Here is a 26,450-nt window from a genome sequence, read left to right as displayed (position 1 = left end):
ACAATTCTATTAAGCTCTGTCTGAGCTTATCTGCTAATGGGTACAAATCCAACCTTTTTCTGTACTTTTCTTAGGGTTTTTGCAGCTAAATAATTAGCTGTTTCTGCATTTTTCTTAATAATCGTATCTATATAAGTCTTATCTTTAGCAAGCTGCTTGAATTTATCTTGAAGCGGCCTAAGTTCTTCTACCACTGCTTCTGCAACTTTAAGTTTAAAGCTACCATATCCTTGGCCTTCAAATTCTGTCTCTATCTGCTGCATTGTCATTCCCGTTGCAACGCTGTAAATTGTCATTAGATTGCTTACTCCTGGTTTATTCTCAGGGTCAAAACGTACTACGGTATCTGAATCTGTAACAGCTCGTTTAAATTTACGCACAATAGTATCAGGATCATCTAAAATAGAAACTGAAGCATTGGTATCTTCATCTGATTTAGACATTTTTTTAGTTGGATCCTGAAGACTCATAATCTTAGCGCCTACCTTTGAAATATAAGGCTCTGGTACCTTAAAAGTATCTCCATGCGTATTATTAAAACGTATGGCTATATCCCGGGCTAGTTCTAAATGCTGCTTTTGATCTACTCCTACTGGAACTAAATCCGTTTGATATAATAAAATATCTGCTGCCATTAATGCTGGATAAGCAAACAAACCTACATTTACATTATCACTATGCTTTTGAGACTTATCTTTAAACTGTGTCATACGGTTAAGCTCTCCCATATAAGTAAAACAGTTTAAAATCCATGCGAGTTCTGCATGTCCTGAAACATGTGACTGCATATAAATAACATTTTTTTCTGGATCTAAACCTGCTGCTATATAAAGCATTAGTAAGTCTCTTGAATTCTTTCTAAGGACAGCAGGATCTTGTCTTACAGTTATAGCATGCATATCTACTATACAATACAAACAATTATATTCATCTTGAAGGTTTGTCCAATTTTTTAGCGCCCCAAGATAATTGCCTAATGTAATAACCCCTGACGGCTGCATACCGCTAAAAATGACCTTTTTTTGCTCACTCATTTTGTGCACCTCTTAACTTAGTAATCTTATTCAATGTTATCAAACAATCCATGTGAAATCAAGGAAAATGTCATTAGTTATGTACGAATACTATCATTATAGTATATAATAAAATTATCTATAGATAAGAAGGGATGTTTTTATGAAAAAAATAGCAAGCTTTAATGTTAATCATTTAGATTTATTGCCAGGCATTTATGTGTCTAGGATTGATTATATAGAAGAAATGCCACTAACAACTTATGATCTGCGTATGAAGGCCCCTAATCTAGAACCTGTTATGAATACAGCAGAAATCCATGCTATTGAGCATATTGGTGCTACATTTTTACGTAATCATTCGGTATTTGAAAAAGATGTTATTTATTTTGGACCTATGGGATGCAGAACAGGTTTTTACCTGATCTTAAAAGGCAGCCGTTCTTCTAGCGAAATCGTACCCCTTATTACTGAGTTATTTGACTTTGTTGCTAAATTTGATGGGGATATTCCAGGCGCTAGTGCAAGAGATTGTGGTAATTACTTGGATCTAAACTTACCTATGGCTGTTTTTGAAGCTAAAAAATATTTAGAAAATACCCTTTTAAAACTTACTGATAAAAATCTCAATTATCCCGAATAACTTCCATTAAAATTATATTAAAATACTGGGTGCCCCTCTAGATAGATGAGCACTCAGTTTTTTAATTTTCTTTTATTAGTAAAATTATATTAAGCTATCTCTAAACAGATTCTAATTCCATAGATTGTGTTGATGCTTTATATGTATTAAATTCTTTCAAAAGAAAGCCTGCTATGACGCCTGTACAAATAATATCACTTACTGGCTGTGCAAGCCACACCCCAGTTAGCCCCCATACACTTGAGAGCATAAACAACATAGGGATAAGAACAATAACTTGTCTTAACAAGCTTAAAAACATTGCAATGCCAGCTTTACCTATAGCTTGAAAGTAATTAGATCCTACAATAGAAACTGCTAAAATGGGCATTGTTGAAGCATAAATGCGTAGTCCTGGAACAGCTATATCTATCATAGCACCCTCTCCATCAAATAATCTAATAAGGGTATTCGGCATGGTTTCTATAATAATAAAACCAACTATTAAAATAATGGTTCCTCCGAGTACTGAAAAAAGTAATGCTTTCTTTGACCTTTGATAATTCTTTGCCCCATAGTTATACCCTATAATAGGTTGTGCGCCTTGGTTAATACCAAATAGAGGCATTAAGATCAGCATCATAATAGACATGATTGCCGTCATAGCTCCTATGGCAATCTCTTCTCCTGTAGCCTTCAAAGTATTATTCGTTATAATCTGTACTAAGCTTATAGCTATCTGCATCATAAAAGGAGCACTTCCTATTGCTAAAATAGGTTTGATACAAGGTAGCGTTATTTTAAGATTCTGTTTTTTAATCTTTAAGTGAGATTTTCCTTTTGTAAAGTATATAATGCCTAAGATTGCTGTAAGGATTTGTGAAATAATTGTTGCAGCGGCTGCACCTGCAATCCCCATACCAAGTACAAAAATAAAAAGGGCATCTAATACAATATTCAGCAAACATCCTGATACCATAACAATTGCTGCCATCTTTGGACTGCCATCTGCTCTCATAATATGATTAAGTGCAAATCCAACTAGATTAATTGTTGTGCCTAGTAAAAAAATATGAATATACGTTATACCATATTGAATAGTATTTTCGCTGCCACCAAATAACATAAGGAGCTGTCCTGAGAAAATGATACCTAGTATTGTTAATATAAAACCTATTAGGACCGAAAGGCTTACTGCATTTCCCAGAATAACCTCAGCCTCATCCCTTTTTCCTTGTCCTAGTTTGATAGATATACTCGCAGTTGCACCTGCACTTATAAGTAACGCAAAGGCTAGAATGATTGTAATAATAGGCATAGTAATCCCAACACCAGTAATAGCAAGTGCCCCTATTCCTGGTATGTTGCCTATAAACATTCTATCTACTACATTATATAAAGCGTTAACTAACATCCCTATAATGGCAGGAATAGAATATTTAACAAGTAATTTAATAATTGACTGTTCACTTAATTCTTTTTGTCTATCCATTAGATTCTCCTTCTTTTTATGCTATAGAGAAACATCCTATAAACTATTCATCTGTAATGTCATATAGCCTCATTCAGAATAAATATTGCAATTAAATTAGTATAATTCATTTATAATTATTTTACAATAGCATAAAACGTGCAAAACAAAAGCCCTGTATACTATTGTCTAGTACACAGGGCTTTTTTAAAAGAAAAGGGGAAACATTTTTTTGTATATCAATCCCTACATATATATTATCAAATAATTAATACAATCACATTTCATTTATATTAAAATTACACTACATATAGAGAAACAACTTATAGTTAGTTTATGTAACAAAGTTACATTCATTCCTTTTAAAAAGAAGTATATTATAATTGATGCTTCATATAGTAATGATAGTACTGAATGTATTCTAAATATCCTTTAAACAGGAGGTCTTATATGAATAAAACATATGTTATTGTCGGTGGTGTTGCTGGAGGTGCAAGCTTTGCAGCAAGACTTAGAAGATTAGATGAAACTTGCAGAATAATTATGTTTGAACGGGGCAAGTATATTTCTTTTGCTAATTGTGGATTGCCTTACTACGTAGGCGGTACAATTACAGATAAAAATCATTTAATTCTCCAAACCCCCGAGGAAATCCAAGATAAATTTAATATAACTATTCATATTCAAACGGAAGTAATAAATATCCTGCCAGATTCTAAAAAAGTAGTGGCTAAAAATTTAATGACTGACGAAGTATCAGAAGTTGCTTACGATCAACTCATTCTTTCTCCGGGGGCAACACCCTTTGTCCCAGACATTATGGGACTTTCAGATGCATCTAACCTTTTTACGCTGAGAACTATTCCTGATTCTGATAACATTAAATCTTTTGTTAAGTCTCAAGCTGCTAAAACTGCAGTTATTATTGGCGGAGGCTTTATCGGACTTGAAATGGCTGAAAACCTTAAGGACTTAGGGCTCCAGATAACGATTATTGAAAAAGCTAATCAGTTAATGAGTCCGCTTGATTTTGAGATGGCCGCTATTATCCATCACCACCTTAGAGAACACCATGTCAATATTCTTTTAGAGTCAGAAATTACTGAGGTTAAAGACAATGGCAGACGCCTTATGATTAACCATTCAAAAGAATTAACAGCTGATATTATTATTCTAGCTATTGGTGTCGTATCGGAAAGCGAACTTATAAAAAGTATCGGAGGCGCGCTTGGCGTAAGAAATACGATTAAGGTTAATGAGCGTTTTGAAACAAGTGTTAAAGATATTTATGCCATAGGTGATGCTATAGAGGTCACAGATTTTACAACTAAGACACCTACTTTTATTCCGCTCGCTTGGCCTGCCAACAGACAAGGCAGGCTGCTTGCAGATATTTTAAACGGAAGTGATGAAAGCTATAAAGGTACTTGCGGTAGCAGTATTGCTAAAGTATTTGATCTTACTATCGCTCTGACGGGTGCTAATGAAAAAAATCTTTCTAAACTGCACATACCTTATACAGCTATTCATACTCATCCCTACAATCATGCCGGTTATTATCCTGATGCTGCTATGATGAGCTTTAAATTACTATTTAACAGTCAAACTGGTCAAATACTTGGCGCACAAGGTGTTGGTATGAGTGGCACTGATAAACGTATTGATGTAATCGCCACAGCTATGCAGCTTGGTGCTCTGGCTCCTAAGCTTGCTGATTTAGAGCTTTGCTATGCACCTCCCTATTCTTCTGCAAAAGACCCAGTTAATATGTTAGGTTATATCGCTGAAAATATTCTAGACGGTAAAGTTAAAATTATATCCGCAAAAGATGTAGATACACTCTTAAAACAAAATCATGTAATATTGGATATCCGTGAAACTATTGAATATGAACTCTCTCACATTCCAGGCAGTATCCATATCCCTCTTGGAGAGCTCCGCACACGACTTGATGAACTGCCTAAAGATCAAACACTTATTACCACGTGTATGGTAGGCCTTCGTGGTTATGTAGCTGCCCGTATGCTTATACAGCACGGCTTTAATGTCCTTAATTTAGATGGCGGACTCAAAAGTTATGAACTTTTAACCTTAGGTACTAGTGAAGATGATATTATTTTAGATAAAGGAGATGCTAAAATGCCTGAAAAACAAACTGCTTCCCTTAATACCTTAGCTAAAACTATTGAACTTGATGCCTGTGGTCTTCAGTGCCCAGGCCCTATTATGAAAGTAAATGATACCTTAAAAACACTCCAAGACGGCGATATTATTAAAGTGAGTGCAAGTGACTTTGGTTTTAAAAAAGATATAGAAAAATGGTGTGGCAAAACAGGCAATACCTTTTTAGATGCTTCATTTGTAAATGGCAGAGTATCGGCCACTATTCAAAAAGGTACAAGTCTCTCTGCGTGCAGCGATACACTACAGCAAGCTATTCCACCGTCCACCAAAGAAGGTACTACTTTAGTTGTCTTCAGCGGCGATTTTGATAAGGTTATGGCAAGCTTTATCATTGCTAATGGGGCTGCTGCAATGGGCAAAAAGGTAACTATGTTCTTTACGTTCTGGGGACTTAATGTGCTTAGAAAATCAAATTCTCCAAAGGTTAATAAAGCCTTTATCGAAAAAATGTTTGGTGCGATGATGCCAAAAGGGGCCAGAAAACTTCAGCTTTCTAAAATGAATATGGGGGGAATGGGATCTGTAATGATGAAGGGGGTTATGACCAGTAAAAATGTTGACTCACTCGAAACACTTATTGAAAAAGCTTTAGCTGGGGGTGTCCATATTGTTGCTTGTACGATGAGTATGGATGTTATGGGGATCAAGCAAGAAGAACTTATAGACGGCATAGACTTTGGAGGCGTAGCTTCCTACCTTGCTGAAACAGATGATGCCAGCCTTAATCTGTTTGTATAAAACTTACTCTGCACTATGTAAAAACGGCTTAGAACCAAAAAGTTCTAAGCCGTTATATCATTACCTAACTTCCTGCTTACCAGTAATTGAAGATTTCTCATCCATCTTAAACCCAGCTTTAGCATCTTCACTATTAAAATAAATGTTTCCCTCAACTACAGCATCTACTAATTGAAAATCATTAGTTTCTACATAAAGTTCACCTTTAAAGGTTCCGCTTTGAATTCTGGCATTTGGACTCTTAATCGTTAGCTTAGGTGCTGTTAAAGTAAATCTGTTTGTTACTTTTCTATCATCATCTTGTGTATAAAGGGCTATTTTACGTTGAATAGCATCTGTCCCATCATCATTCTTTTTACCGTTTTTAAATTCACCTTCCAGAACAAGATCTTTCTCAAATGTTAAATCTTTTAACGCACATATAATCCAAGTCCCATCTTTTCCTATTGCTTTTTCAAAAGCATCCTCACTATCTACTATTGAAGCTGTTGTAACTGCATCAACTTTTTGTTCTTTATCTTGAGTACTCTTCTCTTCTGTTAAAGTTGTATCTTTATTGGTTTCCTCTTGTGTTGGAGTCTCAGTTGGTTTAGGCTCAGCTTCAGCTTTTGGGGTGCATCCTGCTAATATTGAAGCAGTTAAGGCTGCGGCTAAGATTAATACTTTCATTTTCATAAATTTATCCTCCTAGTTAAACTATAATCCTACATTCTCACATTATTTTTACCAAAAATTATTTTATTATACATTTTTTTCTATAAGCTATATTACCTTTTATAAACCACAGCTGCTGTATAATCTATATCATTTATCAAATACTAATAATGCGATATTTTAAAGGGGGTAACTTATGAATACTTTAACAACAAAAGAATTATCTGCTATTCAAGATTTACTAAGTATTGAAGAACTTACTATCAAAAAATTTGCCTCCCAAGCCAACCGCTAACACCTTATACACTCTAAATGATCAATAAGCTAGTTAAGATAACTATCTATCCTAACTAGCTTATTGATCATTTACTTTATTTTAGTACAGCCTGCTCATTTGTTAATCAAATCTAATTAGCCTACTATAGCAGCAGAATGCGCTGCATCTGCCTGAGAATAAGCTTCAAACAGATGGCAAGCTACAAAGTGCTCTTTACCACTTACATCTACAAGCTCCGGACATACCTTCATACAGCTTTCTAGTTTGTCCCTGTAACATCTTGTATTAAAACTGCATCCTTGAGGCGGATTAATTGGACTTGGTACATCGCCAGTTAGAATAATTCTTTCTTTTTTAGCTTTAAGCTTTGGATCAGTAATAGGTGTTGATGAAAGTAACGCTTTTGTATAAGGATGCGTAGGATTTGTATAAAGTTCTTTTTTGTCTGCAAACTCTTGGATTTTACCAAGATACATAACGCCTACACGATCACTAATATGTTTAACCACATTTAAGCCATGGGCAATAAATAAATATGTTAAGCCAAACTCTTCTTTCAAATCACTCAGCAAGTTTAAGACCTGTGCTTGGATAGATACATCAAGTGCCGAAACCGGTTCGTCACACACAATTAACTTTGGCTGAACAGCTAAAGCTCTAGCAATCCCAACCCTTTGACGCTGGCCACCGGAAAACTCATGAGGATAACGGTTACGATGGTGATTTGCAAGCCCTACACAATTCAATAAATAAGTCACACGTTTTTCTATCTCAGCTTTTGGTAATAATTTATTGATTATAATAGGCTCAGCAATAATATCTCCAATAGTCATTCTTGGGTTAAGTGATTCGTAAGGATCTTGAAATACAAGCTGGATCTCACTGCAGTATGCTCTTCTTTGACGTTCACTAAGCTTTGCTAAATCCACACCATTATAAAGTATTTGCCCGCTTGTTGGCGCATAGACATTGGCCAGCATTTTACCAATAGTTGTTTTGCCACAGCCACTTTCTCCAACAAGTCCAATGGCTTCTTGTTTATATATTTTAAAAGATACAGCATCTACAGCTTTAAGAACTTTAAGTGGTTTACCAAAAAAGTTTTTTTCTACTATGAAATGCTTGGAAAGATTTTTAATTTCAAGAAGTACTTCTTTTTCCATTATTTAGCCACCTCCAATTGTTCGTTATATAAATGACATCTCACTTTATGTCCTTCATATGCTATAGAATCTGGCATCACTTCTTTACAAATGTCCATACATTTCTCACATCTATCAGAAAAAGCACATCCTGTCGGCATCTGCATTGGATTTGGAACCATTCCCCTAATCATATAGAGTCTTTCCTTATCTTCTTCAATATGAGGTATAGAAGCTAAAAGACCTATAGTATAAGGATGAAGTGGCTTTTCAAACATCTTATCTACTGTAGCTTCTTCAACAATCTTCCCACAATACATAACCACTACGCGATCAGCAGCTTCTGCTACTACCCCCAAGTCATGGGTAATTAATAGAACTGCCATCCCGAGTTTTTCTCTTAACCTATAAATAATATCAAGAATTTGAGCCTGGATCGTTACGTCTAGGGCGGTAGTAGGTTCATCTGCTATCAATAACTCTGGACTACAAGATAAAGCCATAGCAATCATAACTCTTTGTCTCATTCCCCCAGACATTTGATGGGGATAATCTTTTATCCTTTGATCAGGTGAGGGAATACCCACTATTTCTAGCATTTCTACCGCTCTTTTAAGTGCATCTTTCTTGGATAACTTCATATGTAACATAATACTCTCTATAAGCTGATCTCCTATGCGCATAACTGGATTAAGTGAAGTCATGGGCTCTTGAAAGATCATGGATATTTGATTGCCTCTAAGCGCTCTTATCTCTTCGATAGGCTTTTGGAGTAAATCCTCACCCTTATATAAAATTTCTCCACCTGCAATCTTTGCATTATCTGCTAAAAGCTGCATAATAGATAAAGAAGTAACGCTTTTACCCGATCCACTCTCTCCAACAATGGCTAAAATTTCTCCCTTTTCACAGTTAAAGCTGATATCATTGACTGCACTTACTATGCCTTTTTTCATTTTAAATTCTGTTTTAAGATTTTTTACTTCAAGTAACATTTTCTCACCCCTTATATCAAATTACTTTCTAGCCTTAGGATCAAATGCATCTCTTAGCCCATCCCCTAAAAGGTTAAATGCAAGTACTGTAATCGTAATTGCAATTCCTGGGAAAATAAGCATATAAGGTGCTTCAAAAATAAATACTCGCGCGCGGCCTAGCATATCGCCCCACTCAGCTGCTGGTGGCTGAACACCTAGTCCTAAAAATCCAAGAGCAGCAGTATTTAAAACGGCTGTAGAAATACCAAGTGTTGCACGAACAATAATAGGCGAAAGTACGTTAGGCAGAATATGTTTAAATACTATTCTAACATCATTATTTCCAATCACTTTAGCTGCCTGCACAAACTCGCTTTCTTTAATAGAAAGAATGCTTCCTCTTACAATCCTTGCATATTCGGGAACTGTCACCAGTCCAATAGCAATAACGGCTTTATCAATGCCTCGGCCTAGTGCTGCCATAAAAGTAATGGCAAGCAATATATCTGGTATCGAAAGCATAATATCCATAAATCTCATAATAATAATATCTACTTTGCCGCCTTTATAGCCAGCAATAGCGCCCAGCACAGTTCCTACACTTAACGCAAAAGCAACTGCTATTACACCTACTGAAAGTGAGATTTTAGTACCATCAATAACCCGTGATAAGATATCCCTGCCCTGTTCATCTGTTCCAAACAAGTGGGCCGCAGATGGTGCCTGCTTATTAATAGATAAATCCGCATAGTTCGGATCATAAGGCATAATAAATTTTGAAAATACCGCTAAAAATATTAAAAACAAGATAATAATCATACCAGCAACAGCTGCTTTATTTTCAATAAGTGCATACCACATTTGTTTAAATTGAGACTCTGGCTTTTCGATATTTTGGGTGCCACCCTCCGCTTGAACGATCTCTTCTGTCTTCATCTCTGGGTCCCTCCTTTAAGAATATTTGATACGTGGATCAAGAAATGCATAGATAATGTCTACAACAAGGTTCATCATGACAAAGATAAATGCTATTAAAAGTACAACACCTTGTACAATAGGAAAATCAGATTTCATAATGGCTTCTACAGTAAACTTACCAATTCCTGGCCATGCAAATACAGTCTCTGTAAGTACTGCCCCGCCCATAAGATACCCTAATTGTATCCCTATGACAGTGACTATAGGAATAAGTGCATTTGATAGCGCATGTTTTTTAATTACCTTATGTTCTGCAATCCCTTTTGCTCTTGCTGTTCTTATGTAGTCTTTTGATAATGTTTCAAGCATTGTACTTCTGGTCATCCTTGCAATAATTGCCATAGAATACATAGCGAGCGTTACAGATGGAAGAATGAGATGCCTAAGGGCTGAAACAAAAGAATCCATATCTCCTTCTATTAAACTATCAATCAAATAAAATCCTGTTACATTGCTTGGTCTTAAAAGGGTTTCTATTCTGCCTTGTGCTGGAACCCACCCAAGCGTCCCCGAAAAAAGTATAATGAGTAAAATACCCAGCCAGAAAATAGGCATGGAAACACCTACTAAAGCTGTTACCATACTTATATTGTCAATAATAGAATTCTTCTTAACTGCAGATATAACGCCTAAGAATATCCCTACAATTGAGGCTAAAATTATAGCGCAGATTGCAAGTTCAATAGTTGCTGGAAACCTTGAAAAAATTTCTTTTGCAACTGGTGTTTTAGTATAATAAGATGTCCCAAAATTACCTTTAAATACCCCCTTCATATAATCTAAATATTGCGTTACAACTGGTTCATTAAGCCCATTTGCCTCGCGCCACTCAAACATTTTTTCCTGTGTTGCATGTTGCCCTAGTACAATAGATGAAGGATCTGGGGAAAAAACACGCATAATACTAAAAATGATAATAGAAACACCCAGTAATACTGGAATAAGTAATAATAGTCTTTTTATGATATACTTTATCATCTTATCTACTTTCCTCCTATGTTATTAATTGTCAAACTAAAGTGGTCATAAATCCCTTATTAAATAACATAGCAAATACCATTCACTTTCATTAATGAATGGTATTTGCTCTTGTATGATTCATTGAAATCTCTATTATTTAGCAGATTCCTTATACATATCTTTAAAGAAAATATTACCTGTTGCATGATAAGAATAATTCTGAACACTTGGGGTATGTGCTGAAAGGCTAGATGCATGAGAAATCGGAACCCAAATAGCAAGATCTGCAATATATTGTTCTGCTTTTTCATAGATTGCATCTCTTTCAGGACCTTTCTCAGTTGAAGTACCTTGTGAAATCATTTCGTTGTATGTAGCATCATTAAAACGAGAAACATTAAGTGCTGGATTTTGATCTCCTAAAAGATTAAGGAAGTTATCAGGGTCACCGTTATCCCCGATCCAACCGTAGAAACATACATCATAATCTCCAGCTATTACTTTATCTTTATAAGTGGTCCAGTCATAATCTTCTATTATAACATTTACACCCACTTTACTGAAATAAGATAGAATCGTTTCAGCTAAAGCTTTATTTCTTGGGTTATAAGGTCTTGGGTTATTATAAACAATCATTTTAATATCTTGATTAAATCCTGCTGCAGCAAGTTCTGCTTTTGCAGCTTCTGGATCATATGCAACTTGTTTAACATTCTCACTGTATCCTGGAATGAATGAAGGAAGTATTGTTGTTGCTGTTTCTGCATAATCACCATAAAGTGCTTTTACAAGTTCTGGTACATTGATTGCTTTAGAAAGAGCTACTCTTACAGCTGGATTATCAAATGGTTTTCTTGATACATTATAAGCCATGTAGTTGATATTCATACCTGGCATATTATAAAGCACATTGCCATCTGCTTCTATTTGAGCAACACCAGTTGAGTCAATACCGTCTATAATATCAACTTCACCATTTTTAAGTGCAACGATTCTAGCTGAGTTATCAGGAATAAATTTAAATACTACGTTTTGAGTCTTTGCTTTTTCTCCCCAATATTCTTCATTTCTTTCTAAAATAATATCCTCTGCTGGACTCCAGCTTACAAACTTATAAGGGCCTGTTCCAACTGGTGCTTTATTGACATTACCAGCGTTTTCTTCAAGTGCTTTAGGGCTTACAATAGGCGCTGCAAGGCTCATTGCAAGGTTTGCAAGAAATGCTGAGTTTTGTTTTGTAAGATTAATCTTAACAGTATATGTATCAATAGCTTCTACATCTTTCACATCTGCAAAAACGAAGCTTGCATAGGGCATATCTTCAACAACCTGTGGTGGAATTTGTCTATCGATATTCATTTTTACTGCTTCTGCATTAAAGTCAGTTCCATCGTGGAATTTAACCCCTTCACGTAATTTAAACGTGTAAGAAAGGCCATCATCACCTTTTTCCCAACTTTCAGCGAGCGCTGGTATAACTTCTGTAGAATCTTTTTCATATGCTAAAAGACCTTCATAAATATTAACGATTACCTTTGATGATTCGCCATCATCAACAAATGCAGGGTCTAATCCTCGTGGTTCTGCCCCTTGTGCAAATACTATTGTTTGACTTGCTTTATCTTCTTTCGTACTAGCACTACTTTCACTAGCATTTTTACTACCTGTTTCACTGCTACCACAACCAGTAAGCATTGTAAAAGCCAGTGTTGAAGCTAATAATAAAGCCCATGTCTTTTTCATTCTCTTTCATCTCCTCAACAGTTTACATAAATTCGATCACACGTATCCATTCCGAATCATTATTCGCTTTACTGCAAATTTATACACTTCCTTGTTTTTATGTATACTGTTCAATATTTTCAACAGTATCATAATTTGCAGTTTAAATAATAAAAACATTTTTTTATTATTAGTACGTGCTCTATGTATTATATATTTACTAGTAAATTATGTCAATAAAATATCAACTATTTGCCACTATTAAATAGTTTATCTATTCAAACATTTAATTTTTTAGCAACATAAAATTTCTCTTTTGTAGAATTATCTCCTTTCAATCATTTTATCTATCTATTTTGTTATTTCTTTTCGCCTAATAATAAATGTATAATTAAAAATACCTATAAACTTTTTTTAACTTATAAGGAGGTATCGACAACTTCAACGCGTTATCGTTACCTCCTTATAAGTAGATCTAGTAATAATTTAATATACAAAGCTGCTGATAGTTATACCCTTTAGCCTTTACTACTGCTCTATACTATGCGCTATGATTAATTAGTATTATTTTCTTCTTACAACTATATGAATCCCTTCATCTTGTTTCCATTCACCATAAAAAACATCCTCAATCTTTTCAACGCCAGATAAACGTACTTGTTTTAGAAGCCACTTTTCATCAAATCCAATCGCCTTTAAATTATGCATTAAAACTTCTCCGTCTAGAATTATTGCTATAGAAAGAAATACAGGCTTATAGGGTAAGTTTAAATCCTGGGATATAGGTCTATCATATTGAGATTTTTTTAAAACACTAATGGCCCCACTCTGTTCCAAAATAGCAAACTCAATCTCTCGTATTGAGAAGGTGTCTTTTTGTCTTAAAATACTGAGCAACTCATTTATGTCTAACTTTTGCTTTTTGATTACTTCATAGTCAATTTGACCATCTCTTATTATTATTGCCGGATCTCCTTCTAAAAGCTTTCTTGTTCTTCTGAATTTTTGTGTTATCCATTCAACTGTGTATGTTAAAATGCCCCATAAGCAAAGTGCGTAAAGTATATATCCGATCGTAATTTCATCATCATAAATTGCATTTCCTAATAGTTCTCCAAGTACAATAGCTGATAAAAAATCAAAGGGCGTTATGGCATTTATTTCTGCTCTACGTACAAACTTTGTCAGGGTAAATAGTGCAAAAAATCCAATAATAAGTTCAAATGTTAATTGCGAAATGGGCCCCTCAAACATCATCTCACCTCTTTTATCCTTTTGATAACTAGATACATCTTTGAGCAAAAAAATATGTAAGTTTACTGGATTATACTTACTCTCCTATCTTGTCCAAATTCATCTAATATATCCTCTAAAGTAAAGTATGGTTCTTGGCACACGGCTATCCCACCCACACAAGAAAGTGTGCAAAAAACGCACACACTTGTGAAACAGGAAAGTTTGGTCTCTTGCAAGTAAGACGCACTTTCCTATTTCAAAATAAAAGCAGCTACTCCATAATCTAGTAGCTGCACGTTAAAAATAAGTATTAACTTATAACCAGGGATACAATCATTTATAAAGATTTTAATTTTAATCACTGTTTTTTAAAGTTTGATAAATATGGACGTCCCTTTGTGGAAATGGTATCGAAATGCCCTCTTTATCAAAAGTTACTTTAACTTGTTCTTGTAAGTCATAATAAATACTCCAGTAATCTTCTTTTTTACACCATACTTTAACTGCAAAGTTAATAGAACTTTCTGCGTGTTCTGCAACTCGGATAATTGGTTCAGGATCTTTTAATATCAGTGGGTGCTCTATACTGATTTTATTAAGTATGCCTTTAACTTTAACTATATCCTCTTGATAACCAACGCCAAATATCAAATCTACACGACGGGTATCTTCAACAGAATAATTAATCATCTTGCCATTTGCTAAATCGCCATTAGGTATGACCACTCTCTTATTATCAACTGTCGTTAGATACGTATATAATAGATGTATTGTAGTAACTGTTCCCATATAGCCTTGCGCTTCTATAAAGTCCCCCACATTAAAGGGGCGAAACGTTAAAATCAATACCCCTCCTGCAAAGTTTGAAAGACTATCTTTTAAAGCTAACCCAACCGCCAAGCCTGCTGCGCTTAATACTGCAATAAAAGTAGTCATTGGAATGCCCACTATAGTTGCTGCTGTTATAAGCACTATTATCTTTAAGATAAATGATGCTACTGATTTGATAAAAGAGTGCAGGGACATATCTACCTTGCTTTTAGTTAATGTGTTATCCAACATATGAATAATACCTTTAATTACTTTAAACCCTATAAACAATACAAGAAGTGCGCCCAAATATATAGGACTGTACTGCATAGTAATTTCCATAAGTTTTTCTTTCACATTCATAGCTTTTCTCCTCCCTATCTGCTAGTCATATTTTTTGATGCTTTTTATTGTACATAGCCTATATGTATAAATGATAAATAGCTCCTATCCTATACATTATAAAATTATCCTGTAATATCTTCAACACTTAATCAAACTGAGCACTTATTAATAGTATTATATCCATTTATAAAAAAATACCTAAAGGAGCCGTCACCTCTAAACTGACCGTTCCTCTAGGTATTTTAATTTGATTAATTTCTTATACTTATAATTACTTTATTTTTGTTAGTTCAATAGCTCTGGCATCTGCGAAAAATTGGTTTTCACCTGACATAGCCCATATAAAAGAATAGTTTGTTGTACCAACACCGCTATGAATAGACCAATACGGTGAAATAACTGCTTCTTCATTTCTAATCACAATATGCCTGGTTTGATCTTCACATCCCATAAAATGAAATACAAGATCTGTTTGAGGTATATTGAAATACAGATAGACTTCACTTCTTCTTTCATGAATATGAGGTGGCATACTATTCCATACACTACCTTCTAACATCGTCGTGAATCCCATTACTAAATGGCAGCTCTTAACGCCACTAGGATGAATGTACTTATAAAGCACGCGTTCATTAGCAGCTTGCGCCGTCCCCAGTTCAAGTTTTTGGGCATCTTTTTTATAAATCATTGTAGTTGGGAATGTTACATTGGCTACCGTACTTATAAAATAAAACTTAGCTAAATTGTTAGGATCTTGACTTGAAAATTCAACAGACTGTTGTCCTTTACCAATATAAAGTCCATCCATTAACTCCAAATGATATGATACACCATCAACCTTAACATCTCCAGGCCCGCCAATATTAATTATTCCCATCTCTCTGTTTTCTAAAAAGAAAGTTTGGCTAGGTGGTGTTAGTTCTTTAATATCAAGAGAGTTTTCTGGATAAACACCTCCAATAATCATACGGTCTGCATGAGAGTAAACTGCTTTTATAGTATTTAATACAAATAATTCATTAACAAGAAATGCTTCTCTTAATTGATCCGTATCAAAGTGCTTAACCTCATTATAATGAGATATGTGTTTTTCCTGCATAACTAAATCTCCTTATAGCTCTATATTTTATACTTTGAGTGATTAAATTTATCTAAAGTCTTGACCGCCATTTATTTGAATGACTTCACCTACAAGATAACTCGACTCTTCAGATGCAAGGAAATACATTGCATTTGCTACATCTTCTGGTGTTCCAAAACGCTTTGCAGGAATACCTTGTTTCCAGCTCTCCATAAGTTCTTTATTGGTTGCACTATGGAAGTCAGTATCTACAACCCCTGGTGAAACCGCATTAACTCTAATATTATAGCCAATAAACTCTTTTGCTGTAGCTCTTGTAAAAGCTAAAATAGCAGCCTTTGCAGCAGCATATGCCGCAATACCTGGGCCTCCGCCATTGTATGCTGCGATAGATGTAATGTTAAGAATACTTCCGCCCTCATTTTTCATATAAGGAATAACGGCTCTTGTACAATAAAAGGGATTATACAGATTAAGCGCTAAAACTTTATTCCAAAAATCTGTACTCATTTCTTCTACTGGGCATCTACCACATAAACTTCCTGCATTGTTAATAAGTACATCAATCTTACCATACTTCTCAGCTACTGCTTTCATCATACTGTTAACTTCTTCTTCCTTTGTCACATCAGCATAGAAAAAACTTGCTTCATAACCTTCTTTATTTAGGGTTTCTATAGCGTCTTTTCCTGCTGCTTGATCTATATCATTAAGTGCTATAGTATAACCTTCTTTTGCAAATCTCTTTGCAGTTGTAAAACCAATACCTCTTGTTCCACCTGTAATTAAAATAACTTTTTGTGCCATTGTATGATCTCCTTTTTTATATTTATTAATTAATCTTTCAAAATTAACCTAGATTACTTGTTTTTTGTAAGCTGTCCTTAGATTTTCTACCATCTTCAGAGCACCTGTTGATGCCGCTCTGTCTGTAATATCATCTGTAAGCACAGTAATATCAGTTTCACTAATGCCTTTAGCCTCTAAAACCACTTTGAAAATATCTTTTAAAGGTGAAGAACCTCCTATATAAATGTGATGATATTTATTTTGGATATCTGATATAATATTTGGATTAATATCATTACAAATCAATGCTCCTGCTAAAAAGTTAGCCCGCTCATTAGGTGTAGTATCTAGTTGAATATCCATAAGCCTAACTGCAAAAGCAGATTTCGTTACACCATTTTCAAGTTCAAAGGCTATACCTTTTTTGACAGACTCTTCATCGATTTCTGTAATGAGACTAGGTAATATTGAACTTGATAAAATAGTAGCATTTACAAGTGCATGTAAAAACTCACCTAACATCGTTGTCGAACACTTTTCAATTTCATTCGCTTCATTGATCCATACAAACTTTGTATGAGATCCTGGTAAAATCATAAGTGCAGGCCCTTTGATATTGCAAAGCTCAATAATGCCAAAAGCTTCAACTTCTTCGCCTCTCATAACATCTATCTGACTTAAAGTTTCCATAGAAGGTAGATCTACAGCATTCTTTACCCCTGGTATAAAATAAAAAGGTTTGTTTTCTAACCAAGTAAATTCTTTCTTTTCAATGCCATTTATTAGATCATTCATAGAGACTGGGCTTATGCGATAAGGTAATTCCATGAGCCCTAGATTACATGTAATCATACCAGAAGCTGCGAAGTATTCTACATCTGATATTTGTCGACCCGCTTTTTCTAACCCTTCAAAAATAATTTTAGCAAGCCCGGATTCTAGAATATCCTGACTGCCTGTAATAGCTACGTCTTTAATCCCTACTTTAGTGCTGGCTGTAGAAAGAATTTGACGACCCTCTATAACTTTAATACGACTATTTGTTGTTCCAACATCAACTGTTATTGCTATCACTTATGTTCCTCCCTCGTTGTCTCATTTGTGTAATTATATTTTTAATGATCGGCATGAAGAACGTAACAACTGCAATACTCAATAAGACAGCACTAATAGGTCTTGTAAATAAAACGTTAATTTCTCCACCTGACATCATCAATGATTTTCTAAGTTCTCTTTCAGCCATAGGCCCAAGTATTAGTGCAAGTACAATAGGCGAGGCAGGAAACTCAAGCTTTTGCATGATATAACCAATAATGCCACTTATAAACATGACTATCACATCAAAAAAGTTATTATTAATGGCATAAGATCCTACTATACACAGTACAAATATTACAGGTGTAAGTATGTAAGATGGGATGGCTATAATTTTTGTAAACCATTTAATACCTATAAAACCGAGAATTAGCATAAAAAGATTGGCTGTTAAAAACCCAATGAAAATTGTATAAACTAAAGGTCCGTGATCTCTAAATAGAAGTGGTCCTGGCTGAAGTCCCTGCATAATAAGTGCCCCCAGCATAATAGCCGTTGTTGCGTCTCCTGGTATCCCAAGTGTTAATAAAGGCACCATCGCACCACCTGTTACTCCATTGTTTGCAGCTTCTGGTGCTGCAATAGCTTCCGGTATACCTGTTCCAAATTTCTCTGGATGTTTTGAAAATCTTTTTGCTTCATTATAAGCTACAAAAGCACCGATATCTCCACCCGCGCCCGGTATAATTCCTATAAAGGTCCCAATAAGTCCAGAACGTATTGCCGTTGGTATAACTTTTTTCAAATCTTCCCATGTTGGCAAAACACGGCTTACTGTTTGTTTGATACTTATTTTTTTCATCATGTCCTCAAGGCTGATAAAGGATTGAGATAAAGCAAATAACCCAATCATAACAGGAATAAAAGAAAAACCATTAAACAAATTCATATTACCAAAAGTAAATCTTTGATATCCTGTTACAATGTCAATCCCTACAGTTGATACAAGCAGTCCGATTACCCCTGCCATAATACCTTTTAGTACATGTTTTCCTGAAACACTTGCTATAATACTAAGTCCAAACATCGCTAGTGCAAAATACTCAGGCGCACTAAATTTTAAGCCGATCTTAGCAAGCTGTGGTGAGATAAGTATAAGTAAAATAACACTCAATGTTCCACCGATATAAGAAGAAACTGTAGATATTCCCAGTGCTCTTCCGGCTTCACCTCTTTTTGACATTTCAAATCCATCTAAAGCTGTAGCTGCAGCAGCTGGTGTTCCTGGGGTTTTAAGAAGTATTGCTGAGATTGAGCCGCCATAAATGGCTCCCGCATAAATACCTAATAAAAGCAAAATGCCACTTTCAGCATCCATTCCAAATGTAAGTGGTAAGAGCAGTGCTACTCCCATTGTTGCAGTTAAGCCTGGAAGGGCTCCTATTGCAATACCTGCTGCAACACCACATGCTATCATAAATAATATTTCAAAGCTCATTACTGCTGCCAAACCATGTCCAAGTAGTTCTAGCATTTCTTTTCCTCCTAACCTAGTATGCCTGTTGGCAGCGGTACAGCTAGCAACAGTTTAAACACACTGTATATAATCCCTGTAACAAGAACAGATGATAAAACCAGTTTGGGATAATGTTTCATACCATAAAAACGAATAAGTCCAAATAAAAAGAGTGGCGTAGCAATAATAAAACCAATCACATTAAGTAGTATCATATAAACGAGTAAACTCACCATTGTAATATATGCCTTGATTGCATATATTTCAAATAAACCTGTTGTACTCTCATCCTTACTGAGCATGCTTGATATAAAAAGCAAAATGCTGAGTCCAATTAAACTAAAAGCCAATATTCTTGGAAAAAAGTCAGGACCTGTTATCTGACCGCCGCCTATACTTGGAAATGTCGTAATCTCTATAAGAACAAAAATCCCAATTAAGATAAAAAGGATAGATATAATCATATTTCCCTTTTTCACAATTGCACCTCCATGAAGTTGTAATAGATAGGCAAATAACGGGTATTCACCTATCTATATATCTTTAAAATGAATTATTTAATATCAGCTACAAGATCTTTGAAAAATTTATTTTCTGTATTCATTTTTTCTCTATATTGTGCTTCATCTAATATTGCAATAGATAATCCGCTAGAGGCCATAAATGAAGTAAACGATTCTTCCTTAACCGCTTTACCAAATCCATCTTTTAATACATTCATCACATCATCTGGCGTATCCTTTGGTACTGCTAAACCTCTCCATGTACCAATTGCAACATCATAGCCCACTTCTTTAAGTGTTGGTACATCTGGAAATGATTTAGATCTTTCGTTATCTGCAACAGCAAGTATCTTAAGTTGACCAGCTTCAACTTGTGATGCAACCTCAGCTGGACTTACAGTTACTGCTTCAATATGTCCGCCTAAAAGTGCTGCAACTGCTGGTGCTGCGCCTTCATAAGGAATATGATTAAATTCAGCGCCAGCTGCTTTTTCAATAGCTACTGCAGCTAAGTGCCATATCGCACCTACTCCTGAATTACCTATCTGAACTTTTCCTGCATTGTCTTTAGCATATGTTAGAAACTCTTCTACTGTATTCCAAGGTGCATCTGCTGCCACAGTAATAGCCGCAGGTTCTGCATTGATTTGCATAATTGGTCTAAAGTCATCGCTTGTAAACGGTGCTAAATTTTGTGGTGGTAATGTTGTTAGTTCAACACAAACTGTTGTAACTGTATAACCATCTGGCTTCGAATTTGCACCTTCACCCATACCTACCGCACCGCCTGCTCCTGTTTTATTAACAACTACAAGTGGCTGTGCAAAGTGATTTTTGGCTGCATCTGCAACTGCTCTTGTAACAATATCCGTTCCGCCTCCAGCTGAAAATGGAACAATCATTGTAATAGGACTACTTGGAAATTTTGCTTCTTCTTTTTTACACCCAGTTAACATTGTAGCTCCAAGTGCTGCTATTAATACTATTGAACCTATTTTTTTTGTAAGTCTTTTCATTTTTTTACCTCCGCATTTTTTAGTTTTGATATACCCCTATTTATTTTAAGACATTATGTCCCAAAATCTAACTTATTAAGTTTACATATTCCTGGAAATGGGATTTTAATAAATCATATCTGCCTTCACTTATAAGTTTAGTATTGACTAAACATGACCCAAGTCCAAATGCATTAACCCCTGCCTTGATATAGGCTCCCATATTACTAAGATCCATCCCACCTACAGCCATTATTTTAACATCCTGCAATGGCCCTCTAAGCTGCTTTATGTATTCTGCACCCAGTGCAACTGCCGGAAAGAGTTTTACAATTTCACAGCCTAATTCACACGCCTTAACAATTTCAGTGGGACTAAATACCCCTGGTGCAATAAGTACTTTCTTTTGAAGTGCTGCCTCTATACATTCCTCTGAAAGATTTGGCGAAATCAAAAACTGTGCGCCCGCCTCAATAGCCTGTAGTGCATCTGTTTTGCTTTTGACAGTTCCAGCTCCAACGTATGCCGCCTTTTCATATTTCTTAGATGCTTCTTCAATAATTGTTAATGCTTTTTTTGTATTTAAGGTTACTTCAAAATTTGTGATCCCAGCTTCTATTAACGTCTCCATTACCTTAAAGTTATCTTCATACTCTAAACCTCTTAAGATAGCAACTATTTTCTTATTTAAAATATTCTCTAACACTTGCTGTTTCATCTTAAATAGCCTCCTTCTTAGTTCCATAATACGTTTATTAAAACAACAGCATCCATTATTTCAGTGTGTTTTTCACATTATGCAATAATGTTCCCGTTATTAACCTTGTATATTCTAATACCTTAAAACCCTATTCAATGCCTAATCGTTCCACATAATGAAACAGTGTTCCGTTATATCTTTGTAAAAATAGTGGAATATCTCTATTCCATCATTTGTTTCACAATGTGAAACTCCGTTCCCTTTTACTGTTAAAAAAATATTTGGATTTCGTTTGTTCCATATTATGAAACCACGTTCCAGTAATATTGTATAAAAATAACAATATATATTTTTAATTGAAATGACCTAATTGATAAGAAATCATCTTTGTCGTTTCAGTTATCTGCTGAACAAGCTCTGGCACCCGTTCTTTCGTAATATAAATGGTTGGTCCTGCTATACTTATAGATGCAATAACTTTACCATATCGATCATAAATAGGGGCTGCCACACATCTTATACCTTCTTCGTGTTCGATCTCATCAAAGCCATAACCTTGTGCCTTAATTTTTTTAAGCTCTGCTTCAAAGTCTTTATGATTTGTAATTGTATTGGGCGTATAATATGTCATATCTTCTTCTTTTACTAAGGCTTTGACCCTGTTAAAATCCATATCACATAAAAGGACTTTTCCAACTCCTGTACAATGAAGCGGTACACGTTTACCAATCTGAGAATAAATACGAATAGTATTTGCCCTTATACTTTCTACCTTATCAATATATACGGCTTCTTCACCATCAAGTACTGCAAGATGAACAATCTCCTGAGTTTTATTTGCTAGATCCTGAATATATGGTTTCGCAATAATCCTTAAATCCATAGATTCTAATAACGATCCTGCAAGCAGTAATATCTTTGTACCCAAGCTATAGTTATTTGTCTCTAAGTCTTGTTTAACATATCCTCTGTTTAGTAATGACATTAATAATCTATGAGTTGTACTTTTGTGTAAGCCCAAGATATTTGCTAAAGTAGTAACACCACAACCATTTTTATGTCTCGCAAGCTCTTCTAAAATAATAAGTGAGCGGTCAACAGATTGTACAGCCCCCTCCTTATATTCTTTCATTTTCAGCCTTCTTCCACAATAGATTTTACAAATTTTGGTTTCACTCTAGTTTTATGTAGCTATATCAAACAAAATAATTATAAGTTAATATTTTTTTTTGTTCACATTGCTTTGTATAACTAATTATATGACTGTCGTTTCATAAAGTCAAGCAAAAACTTATAAAACCTTATTTCCCCTTAAAGTCTATCTCTTTAAATACTTTAATATCATAAAAATCACCTTAGTTCCCTTGTGCTTAAACACACGTTATAAGGTGATTTTTAATGCCAATCTCTAATTTATCATTACTAACTTTTTAAATCTACTGATAAAATATCGATCTGCTCCGCTATCTGCGATGAAATGGCACAGACTTCTTCGGCAGATTCTATTGTATTTTGAGTTGCCACAAACACCTCTTCGATAATAGCTGAAACATCCATCATTTGATTAGATACTGCTTCTATATCTCTAAAAATATTATTGAAAAATTGACCGGCATCTTCAACCATAGAGACACCTGCCTCAATCGCGCCATTGCCCTCCCCCATGGAAACAACCGCATGTTTAATTTCAAGCTGTATTGTACGAATAAGATTACCAATTTCACTGGCTGCACTGGCTGATTGTTCCGCTAACTTTTTAACTTCTCCTGCAACTACCGCAAACCCTTTTCCTTGTTCTCCTGCGCGAGCTGCTTCTATCGCAGCATTTAAAGCCAGAAGATTAGTTTGTTGTGCAACACTCGTAATGAGCGATACAATACGGCCTATTTCCTTTGAGTTATCTTCTAAATGATCAATTGCTTTTGTTGATATCTCAAATTTCTTCCCTATTGACTGCATTTGTTTAAAAACTAAATCAATGACATTTGCACCTTCTTCTGCTTTTAAAGAAGCTGCTACAAACGATTCAACTACATTTTGCAAGTCACCGTCGATCTTTTCCATTCCTATAGTAATGGTTGCAGATGAATCAGCTATTTTGCTCGACATACTCGCCTGCACATGTGTAGATGTTTTAACTTCTTGTATGGATTTGCCTATATTGTTTATAAAGTTATTTCGCTCTTGATTTGTATTTATTAAGTACTCTGGCAAAACATTATTTTGCTTTTTATTTTTTTCTATTTGTTGCAGTGTAGTCTTTAGATTTTCTGAAATGTCGCTTAGATTATTATAAACTAAACGCATTTCATCTACGTTACTATTTGGCATCTCATAGGTAAAATTATCTTTAGATATAGCATAACTCCATTCATAAATACATTTTATATGCCTATTAATAACTTTTGAAAAAATGATAAAACCAATAAGCACTACACTCGTAATACATCCGATAGCGACTAAAATGATTTGTACAAATGGTTCTTTAAAATTGATACTTAGCCAAGCTTGCATGAAATAAACTAATAAGCTGAGCAGTACATTAAAACCTAGTAAGAGAATTGCTAAAATAGTTAACACCTTCATATTTAAGATTTTTTTCAATTGTATCTCCCCCATTTTGATGTATTAGCTTTGGTTTTAAAATAAGAGCAGGTGAAAAACTATTCACATGCTCTTATTTTACCTTTTAGGCTATAATACTTCAGTTAATTCCTTATTCAATCTCTCTTCAACCATTTTTTTAGTTTTTAATAATACTACTTCATCAACTACTTGTGCACATTGTTTTTGCGATAAGTTCTGGACTTGTTCTCGTGTTTCTAAAATCGATCTCGGAGACATACTTAATTCGTCGATCCCCATACCAATCCATAATGGAATTAGTTTTTTATCAGCTGCAGCTTCACCGCACATCCCAGCCCAAATACCAGCTGCGTGAGCACTGTCAACAATTTTTTTGATTAAACGGATAACTGCTGGCTGGTAAGATGAATATAAGTGTGCTACATCTGTATTCATTCGATCTACAGCAATAGTATACTGAATAAGATCATTAGTCCCAATGCTAAAAAAGTCAACTTCCTCTGCAAACAAGTCAGCCATTATCGCTGCAGCTGGTGTTTCCATCATCATACCTACTTCGACGTGCTCATTAAACGGTATACGTTGTTGTCTTAATTCTTCCTTTGTCTCTTCTATAACTGATTTAGCCTCTATTAACTCTTCCATATCAGCAATCATCGGTATCATAATACGAAGCTCCCCATAAGCGCTTGCCCTAAGTAAAGCTCTAACTTGCACTTTCCATAGTAAAGGGTTTTTGAGGCATAACCGAATTGCTCTGCATCCTAAAAAGGGATTCATCTCTTTTGGAATCTCGAGATAATCTAATTCTTTATCGCCCCCTATATCAAGCGTTCTTATGACTACTGGGCGCCCATCCATTTTTTCTAAAACTTCTTTATAAGCAAGAAATTGCTCTTCTTCATCTGGAAAATCACTTCTGCTCATATAAAGAAATTCTGTTCTAAAAAGACCAATGCCTTCTCCATCATTTTCTAATACCATCTTCACATCTTTTGGCACACCAATATTGCCTGCAAGCTCAACTTTGATGCCGTCTGATGTGATACTTTTGGTTCCTTTAAGCTGTTCTAAAGCTGCTCTTTTGTTTACGAGTTTAATCTGCTTTTCTTTATAGGTTTTAATACATTCTTCAGTCGGATCAGTATAAATCGCCCCTGTTTCTCCATCAAAAACCATCATTTGCCCATTTGATGTGAGTTCAGTCATGTGAGGTGCAACTACTAAAGGTATTCCCAGCATTCTGGCAATAATTGCAGCATGAGAAGTCGGTCCCCCTATTTCGTTAATAATCCCTATAACTAACTCCGGATTCATCTGAGCCGTATCTGAAGGTGTGAGGTCATCTGCAATAATAATAGACGGTTCTGACAGGTCTAAAATATTGAAAGCTTCAGTACCCGCAAGAAGCCTTTGAATGCGGCTGGTAATATCTTTTATATCCATAGCACGCTCTTTCATATAAGCATCTTCCATAGCTTCAAAGATAGCAATAAATTGATTTGCAACACAATCCAGCGCCCATTCAGCATTGCAGCTTTGTTCATCAATCGCTACTTCTACGCCCTCTATCAATTCAATGTCTTCTAGCATTGTAATATGCGCATCAAATATTTGTGCTTCGTTTTCACCCTTTGTCTGGATCATCTCATTATAAATTTTTGTCACTTCTTCTATGGCTTTTGTTCTGGCAGTATGAAACCTATCTTTTTCCTGCTCTTTGTCTTTCCCCTGTATAAAAAGAATATCATGTTTAACAGTGTTTTTTATCAGAACTTTTCCTATTGCTATGCCCGGTGATATAGGTGTACCTTGTATGCTGGTCATAATGTCCTCCTACTCGCCACATCCACTTTGAATGAAAGTTGTAATGGCCCCAATAGCCTCTTTTTCATCACTTCCTTCTGCAACAAAAGTTAACTTATCCCCTTGGGCAGCTCCTACTGACATTACTGAAAGAATACTTTTTGGCTGATACTTTTTATTATCTATGTCGTTTTTATAAAAATAAATTTCAGACTTAAAATCTTTTACAAGTTTTGTAAGAAGGCTTGCTGGTCTTGCATGCATGCCTTGAGGGTTTGTGAGTGTTAAAGTAATTTTTTCCATAATAATC

23 protein-coding genes are annotated in these 26,450 nt (G+C 35.1%); 2 read left to right on the top strand and 21 right to left on the bottom strand.

Annotated features, from left to right (window positions below; genetic code table 11):
* Positions 1 to 26 precede the first annotated feature (26 nt).
* The gene (gene trpS, locus BN3326_RS18625; RefSeq protein ID WP_070000767.1) at positions 27 to 1,034 is read right to left on the bottom strand and encodes a tryptophan--tRNA ligase; all 1,008 of its coding nucleotides are present in this window, start codon (positions 1,032 to 1,034) and stop codon (positions 27 to 29) included.
* A 142-nt stretch (positions 1,035 to 1,176) separates the two neighbouring features.
* On the opposite strand from trpS, the gene BN3326_RS18620 reads away from it, so the two are divergent.
* Entirely contained in the window at positions 1,177 to 1,656 is a 480-nt protein-coding gene (locus tag BN3326_RS18620) for an S-ribosylhomocysteine lyase (RefSeq protein WP_070000766.1), read from the top strand.
* 100 nt (positions 1,657 to 1,756) lie between these two features.
* Here BN3326_RS18620 and BN3326_RS18615 read toward each other — a convergent pair whose 3' ends face one another.
* Positions 1,757 to 3,127: an MATE family efflux transporter gene (locus BN3326_RS18615; protein ID WP_070000765.1), complete on the bottom strand. Its 1,371-nt coding sequence runs from the start codon at positions 3,125 to 3,127 to the stop codon at positions 1,757 to 1,759.
* Between the two features lie 429 nt (positions 3,128 to 3,556).
* Between BN3326_RS18615 and BN3326_RS18610 the strand changes: the two genes are divergently transcribed.
* Positions 3,557 to 6,028, top strand: a complete 2,472-nt coding sequence (locus tag BN3326_RS18610; RefSeq protein WP_070000764.1) for a DsrE/DsrF/DrsH-like family protein — start codon at positions 3,557 to 3,559, stop codon at positions 6,026 to 6,028.
* 60 nt (positions 6,029 to 6,088) lie between these two features.
* On the opposite strand, the gene BN3326_RS18605 is transcribed toward BN3326_RS18610, so the two are convergent.
* From BN3326_RS18605 to BN3326_RS18515, 19 genes are all read right to left on the bottom strand, one after another.
* The gene (locus tag BN3326_RS18605) at positions 6,089 to 6,703 is read right to left on the bottom strand and encodes a hypothetical protein (RefSeq protein ID WP_070000763.1); all 615 of its coding nucleotides are present in this window, start codon (positions 6,701 to 6,703) and stop codon (positions 6,089 to 6,091) included.
* Between the two features lie 390 nt (positions 6,704 to 7,093).
* Complete coding sequence (locus BN3326_RS18600) at positions 7,094 to 8,122, bottom strand: ABC transporter ATP-binding protein (protein WP_070000762.1); 1,029 nt, start codon at positions 8,120 to 8,122, stop codon at positions 7,094 to 7,096.
* Positions 8,122 to 9,096, bottom strand: a complete 975-nt coding sequence (locus BN3326_RS18595; RefSeq protein WP_070000761.1) for an ABC transporter ATP-binding protein — start codon at positions 9,094 to 9,096, stop codon at positions 8,122 to 8,124. Before BN3326_RS18595 ends, BN3326_RS18600 begins: the two co-directional genes overlap by 1 nt.
* 21 nt (positions 9,097 to 9,117) lie before the next feature.
* A complete protein-coding gene (locus BN3326_RS18590) occupies positions 9,118 to 10,014 on the bottom strand; it encodes an ABC transporter permease (RefSeq protein ID WP_070000760.1) in 897 nt (298 codons plus the stop codon).
* 15 nt (positions 10,015 to 10,029) lie between these two features.
* Positions 10,030 to 11,034 (bottom strand): ABC transporter permease, encoded by a 1,005-nt coding sequence (locus BN3326_RS18585; protein WP_070000759.1) that lies wholly within the window; start codon positions 11,032 to 11,034, stop codon positions 10,030 to 10,032.
* A gap of 135 nt (positions 11,035 to 11,169) precedes the next feature.
* On the bottom strand, positions 11,170 to 12,759 hold the full coding sequence (locus BN3326_RS18580; protein WP_070000758.1) for an ABC transporter substrate-binding protein: 1,590 nt from the start codon (positions 12,757 to 12,759) through the stop codon (positions 11,170 to 11,172).
* Between the two features lie 543 nt (positions 12,760 to 13,302).
* Positions 13,303 to 13,992: a DUF421 domain-containing protein gene (locus BN3326_RS18575; RefSeq protein ID WP_070000757.1), complete on the bottom strand. Its 690-nt coding sequence runs from the start codon at positions 13,990 to 13,992 to the stop codon at positions 13,303 to 13,305.
* A 336-nt stretch (positions 13,993 to 14,328) separates the two neighbouring features.
* Positions 14,329 to 15,147, bottom strand: coding sequence for a mechanosensitive ion channel family protein (locus BN3326_RS18570; RefSeq protein WP_070000756.1), 819 nt, complete (start codon positions 15,145 to 15,147; stop codon positions 14,329 to 14,331).
* 253 nt (positions 15,148 to 15,400) lie between these two features.
* Positions 15,401 to 16,228: a 5-dehydro-4-deoxy-D-glucuronate isomerase gene (kduI, locus tag BN3326_RS18565; RefSeq protein WP_070000755.1), complete on the bottom strand. Its 828-nt coding sequence runs from the start codon at positions 16,226 to 16,228 to the stop codon at positions 15,401 to 15,403.
* Between the two features lie 48 nt (positions 16,229 to 16,276).
* Positions 16,277 to 17,017 (bottom strand): SDR family NAD(P)-dependent oxidoreductase, encoded by a 741-nt coding sequence (locus BN3326_RS18560; protein WP_070000754.1) that lies wholly within the window; start codon positions 17,015 to 17,017, stop codon positions 16,277 to 16,279.
* 48 nt (positions 17,018 to 17,065) lie between these two features.
* Entirely contained in the window at positions 17,066 to 18,073 is a 1,008-nt protein-coding gene (locus BN3326_RS18555) for a 2-dehydro-3-deoxygalactonokinase (RefSeq protein WP_070000753.1), read from the bottom strand.
* A complete protein-coding gene (locus tag BN3326_RS18550; RefSeq protein WP_070000752.1) occupies positions 18,054 to 19,568 on the bottom strand; it encodes a tripartite tricarboxylate transporter permease in 1,515 nt (504 codons plus the stop codon). Before BN3326_RS18550 ends, BN3326_RS18555 begins: the two co-directional genes overlap by 20 nt.
* 11 nt (positions 19,569 to 19,579) lie before the next feature.
* Complete coding sequence (locus BN3326_RS18545; protein WP_070000751.1) at positions 19,580 to 20,029, bottom strand: tripartite tricarboxylate transporter TctB family protein; 450 nt, start codon at positions 20,027 to 20,029, stop codon at positions 19,580 to 19,582.
* 74 nt (positions 20,030 to 20,103) lie between these two features.
* Positions 20,104 to 21,069, bottom strand: a complete 966-nt coding sequence (locus BN3326_RS18540) for a tripartite tricarboxylate transporter substrate binding protein (protein WP_070000750.1) — start codon at positions 21,067 to 21,069, stop codon at positions 20,104 to 20,106.
* 67 nt (positions 21,070 to 21,136) lie between these two features.
* Positions 21,137 to 21,766, bottom strand: a complete 630-nt coding sequence (locus BN3326_RS18535) for a bifunctional 4-hydroxy-2-oxoglutarate aldolase/2-dehydro-3-deoxy-phosphogluconate aldolase (protein ID WP_070000749.1) — start codon at positions 21,764 to 21,766, stop codon at positions 21,137 to 21,139.
* Between the two features lie 334 nt (positions 21,767 to 22,100).
* On the bottom strand, positions 22,101 to 22,880 hold the full coding sequence (locus tag BN3326_RS18530; protein ID WP_070000748.1) for an IclR family transcriptional regulator: 780 nt from the start codon (positions 22,878 to 22,880) through the stop codon (positions 22,101 to 22,103).
* Between the two features lie 290 nt (positions 22,881 to 23,170).
* Positions 23,171 to 24,352: a methyl-accepting chemotaxis protein gene (locus tag BN3326_RS18525; RefSeq protein ID WP_070000747.1), complete on the bottom strand. Its 1,182-nt coding sequence runs from the start codon at positions 24,350 to 24,352 to the stop codon at positions 23,171 to 23,173.
* Between the two features lie 90 nt (positions 24,353 to 24,442).
* The gene (gene ptsP / locus BN3326_RS18520) at positions 24,443 to 26,161 is read right to left on the bottom strand and encodes a phosphoenolpyruvate--protein phosphotransferase (RefSeq protein ID WP_070000746.1); all 1,719 of its coding nucleotides are present in this window, start codon (positions 26,159 to 26,161) and stop codon (positions 24,443 to 24,445) included.
* Positions 26,162 to 26,170: 9 nt separating this feature from the next.
* Entirely contained in the window at positions 26,171 to 26,443 is a 273-nt protein-coding gene (locus BN3326_RS18515; protein WP_070000745.1) for an HPr family phosphocarrier protein, read from the bottom strand.
* Positions 26,444 to 26,450: the final 7 nt, after the last annotated feature.

It is taken from the genome of Cellulosilyticum sp. I15G10I2 (genome assembly GCF_900095725.1).
Classification (GTDB): domain Bacteria; phylum Bacillota; class Clostridia; order Lachnospirales; family Cellulosilyticaceae; genus FMMP01.
This window is presented reverse-complemented; position numbering and strand designations above follow the sequence as displayed.

Coding starts and splice junctions, on each gene's coding strand:
- trpS (WP_070000767.1), bottom strand. CDS start 1,034: ATGAGTGAGCAAAAAAAGGTCATTTTTAGCGGTATGCAGCCGTCAGGG.
- BN3326_RS18620 (WP_070000766.1), top strand. CDS start 1,177: ATGAAAAAAATAGCAAGCTTTAATGTTAATCATTTAGATTTATTGCCA.
- BN3326_RS18615 (WP_070000765.1), bottom strand. CDS start 3,127: ATGGATAGACAAAAAGAATTAAGTGAACAGTCAATTATTAAATTACTT.
- BN3326_RS18610 (WP_070000764.1), top strand. CDS start 3,557: ATGAATAAAACATATGTTATTGTCGGTGGTGTTGCTGGAGGTGCAAGC.
- BN3326_RS18605 (WP_070000763.1), bottom strand. CDS start 6,703: ATGAAAATGAAAGTATTAATCTTAGCCGCAGCCTTAACTGCTTCAATA.
- BN3326_RS18600 (WP_070000762.1), bottom strand. CDS start 8,122: ATGGAAAAAGAAGTACTTCTTGAAATTAAAAATCTTTCCAAGCATTTC.
- BN3326_RS18595 (WP_070000761.1), bottom strand. CDS start 9,096: ATGTTACTTGAAGTAAAAAATCTTAAAACAGAATTTAAAATGAAAAAA.
- BN3326_RS18590 (WP_070000760.1), bottom strand. CDS start 10,014: ATGAAGACAGAAGAGATCGTTCAAGCGGAGGGTGGCACCCAAAATATC.
- BN3326_RS18585 (WP_070000759.1), bottom strand. CDS start 11,034: ATGATAAAGTATATCATAAAAAGACTATTATTACTTATTCCAGTATTA.
- BN3326_RS18580 (WP_070000758.1), bottom strand. CDS start 12,759: ATGAAAAAGACATGGGCTTTATTATTAGCTTCAACACTGGCTTTTACA.
- BN3326_RS18575 (WP_070000757.1), bottom strand. CDS start 13,992: ATGTTTGAGGGGCCCATTTCGCAATTAACATTTGAACTTATTATTGGA.
- BN3326_RS18570 (WP_070000756.1), bottom strand. CDS start 15,147: ATGAATGTGAAAGAAAAACTTATGGAAATTACTATGCAGTACAGTCCT.
- kduI (WP_070000755.1), bottom strand. CDS start 16,228: ATGCAGGAAAAACACATATCTCATTATAATGAGGTTAAGCACTTTGAT.
- BN3326_RS18560 (WP_070000754.1), bottom strand. CDS start 17,017: ATGGCACAAAAAGTTATTTTAATTACAGGTGGAACAAGAGGTATTGGT.
- BN3326_RS18550 (WP_070000752.1), bottom strand. CDS start 19,568: ATGCTAGAACTACTTGGACATGGTTTGGCAGCAGTAATGAGCTTTGAA.
- BN3326_RS18540 (WP_070000750.1), bottom strand. CDS start 21,069: ATGAAAAGACTTACAAAAAAAATAGGTTCAATAGTATTAATAGCAGCA.
- BN3326_RS18535 (WP_070000749.1), bottom strand. CDS start 21,766: ATGAAACAGCAAGTGTTAGAGAATATTTTAAATAAGAAAATAGTTGCT.
- BN3326_RS18530 (WP_070000748.1), bottom strand. CDS start 22,880: ATGAAAGAATATAAGGAGGGGGCTGTACAATCTGTTGACCGCTCACTT.
- ptsP (WP_070000746.1), bottom strand. CDS start 26,161: ATGACCAGCATACAAGGTACACCTATATCACCGGGCATAGCAATAGGA.
- BN3326_RS18515 (WP_070000745.1), bottom strand. CDS start 26,443: ATGGAAAAAATTACTTTAACACTCACAAACCCTCAAGGCATGCATGCA.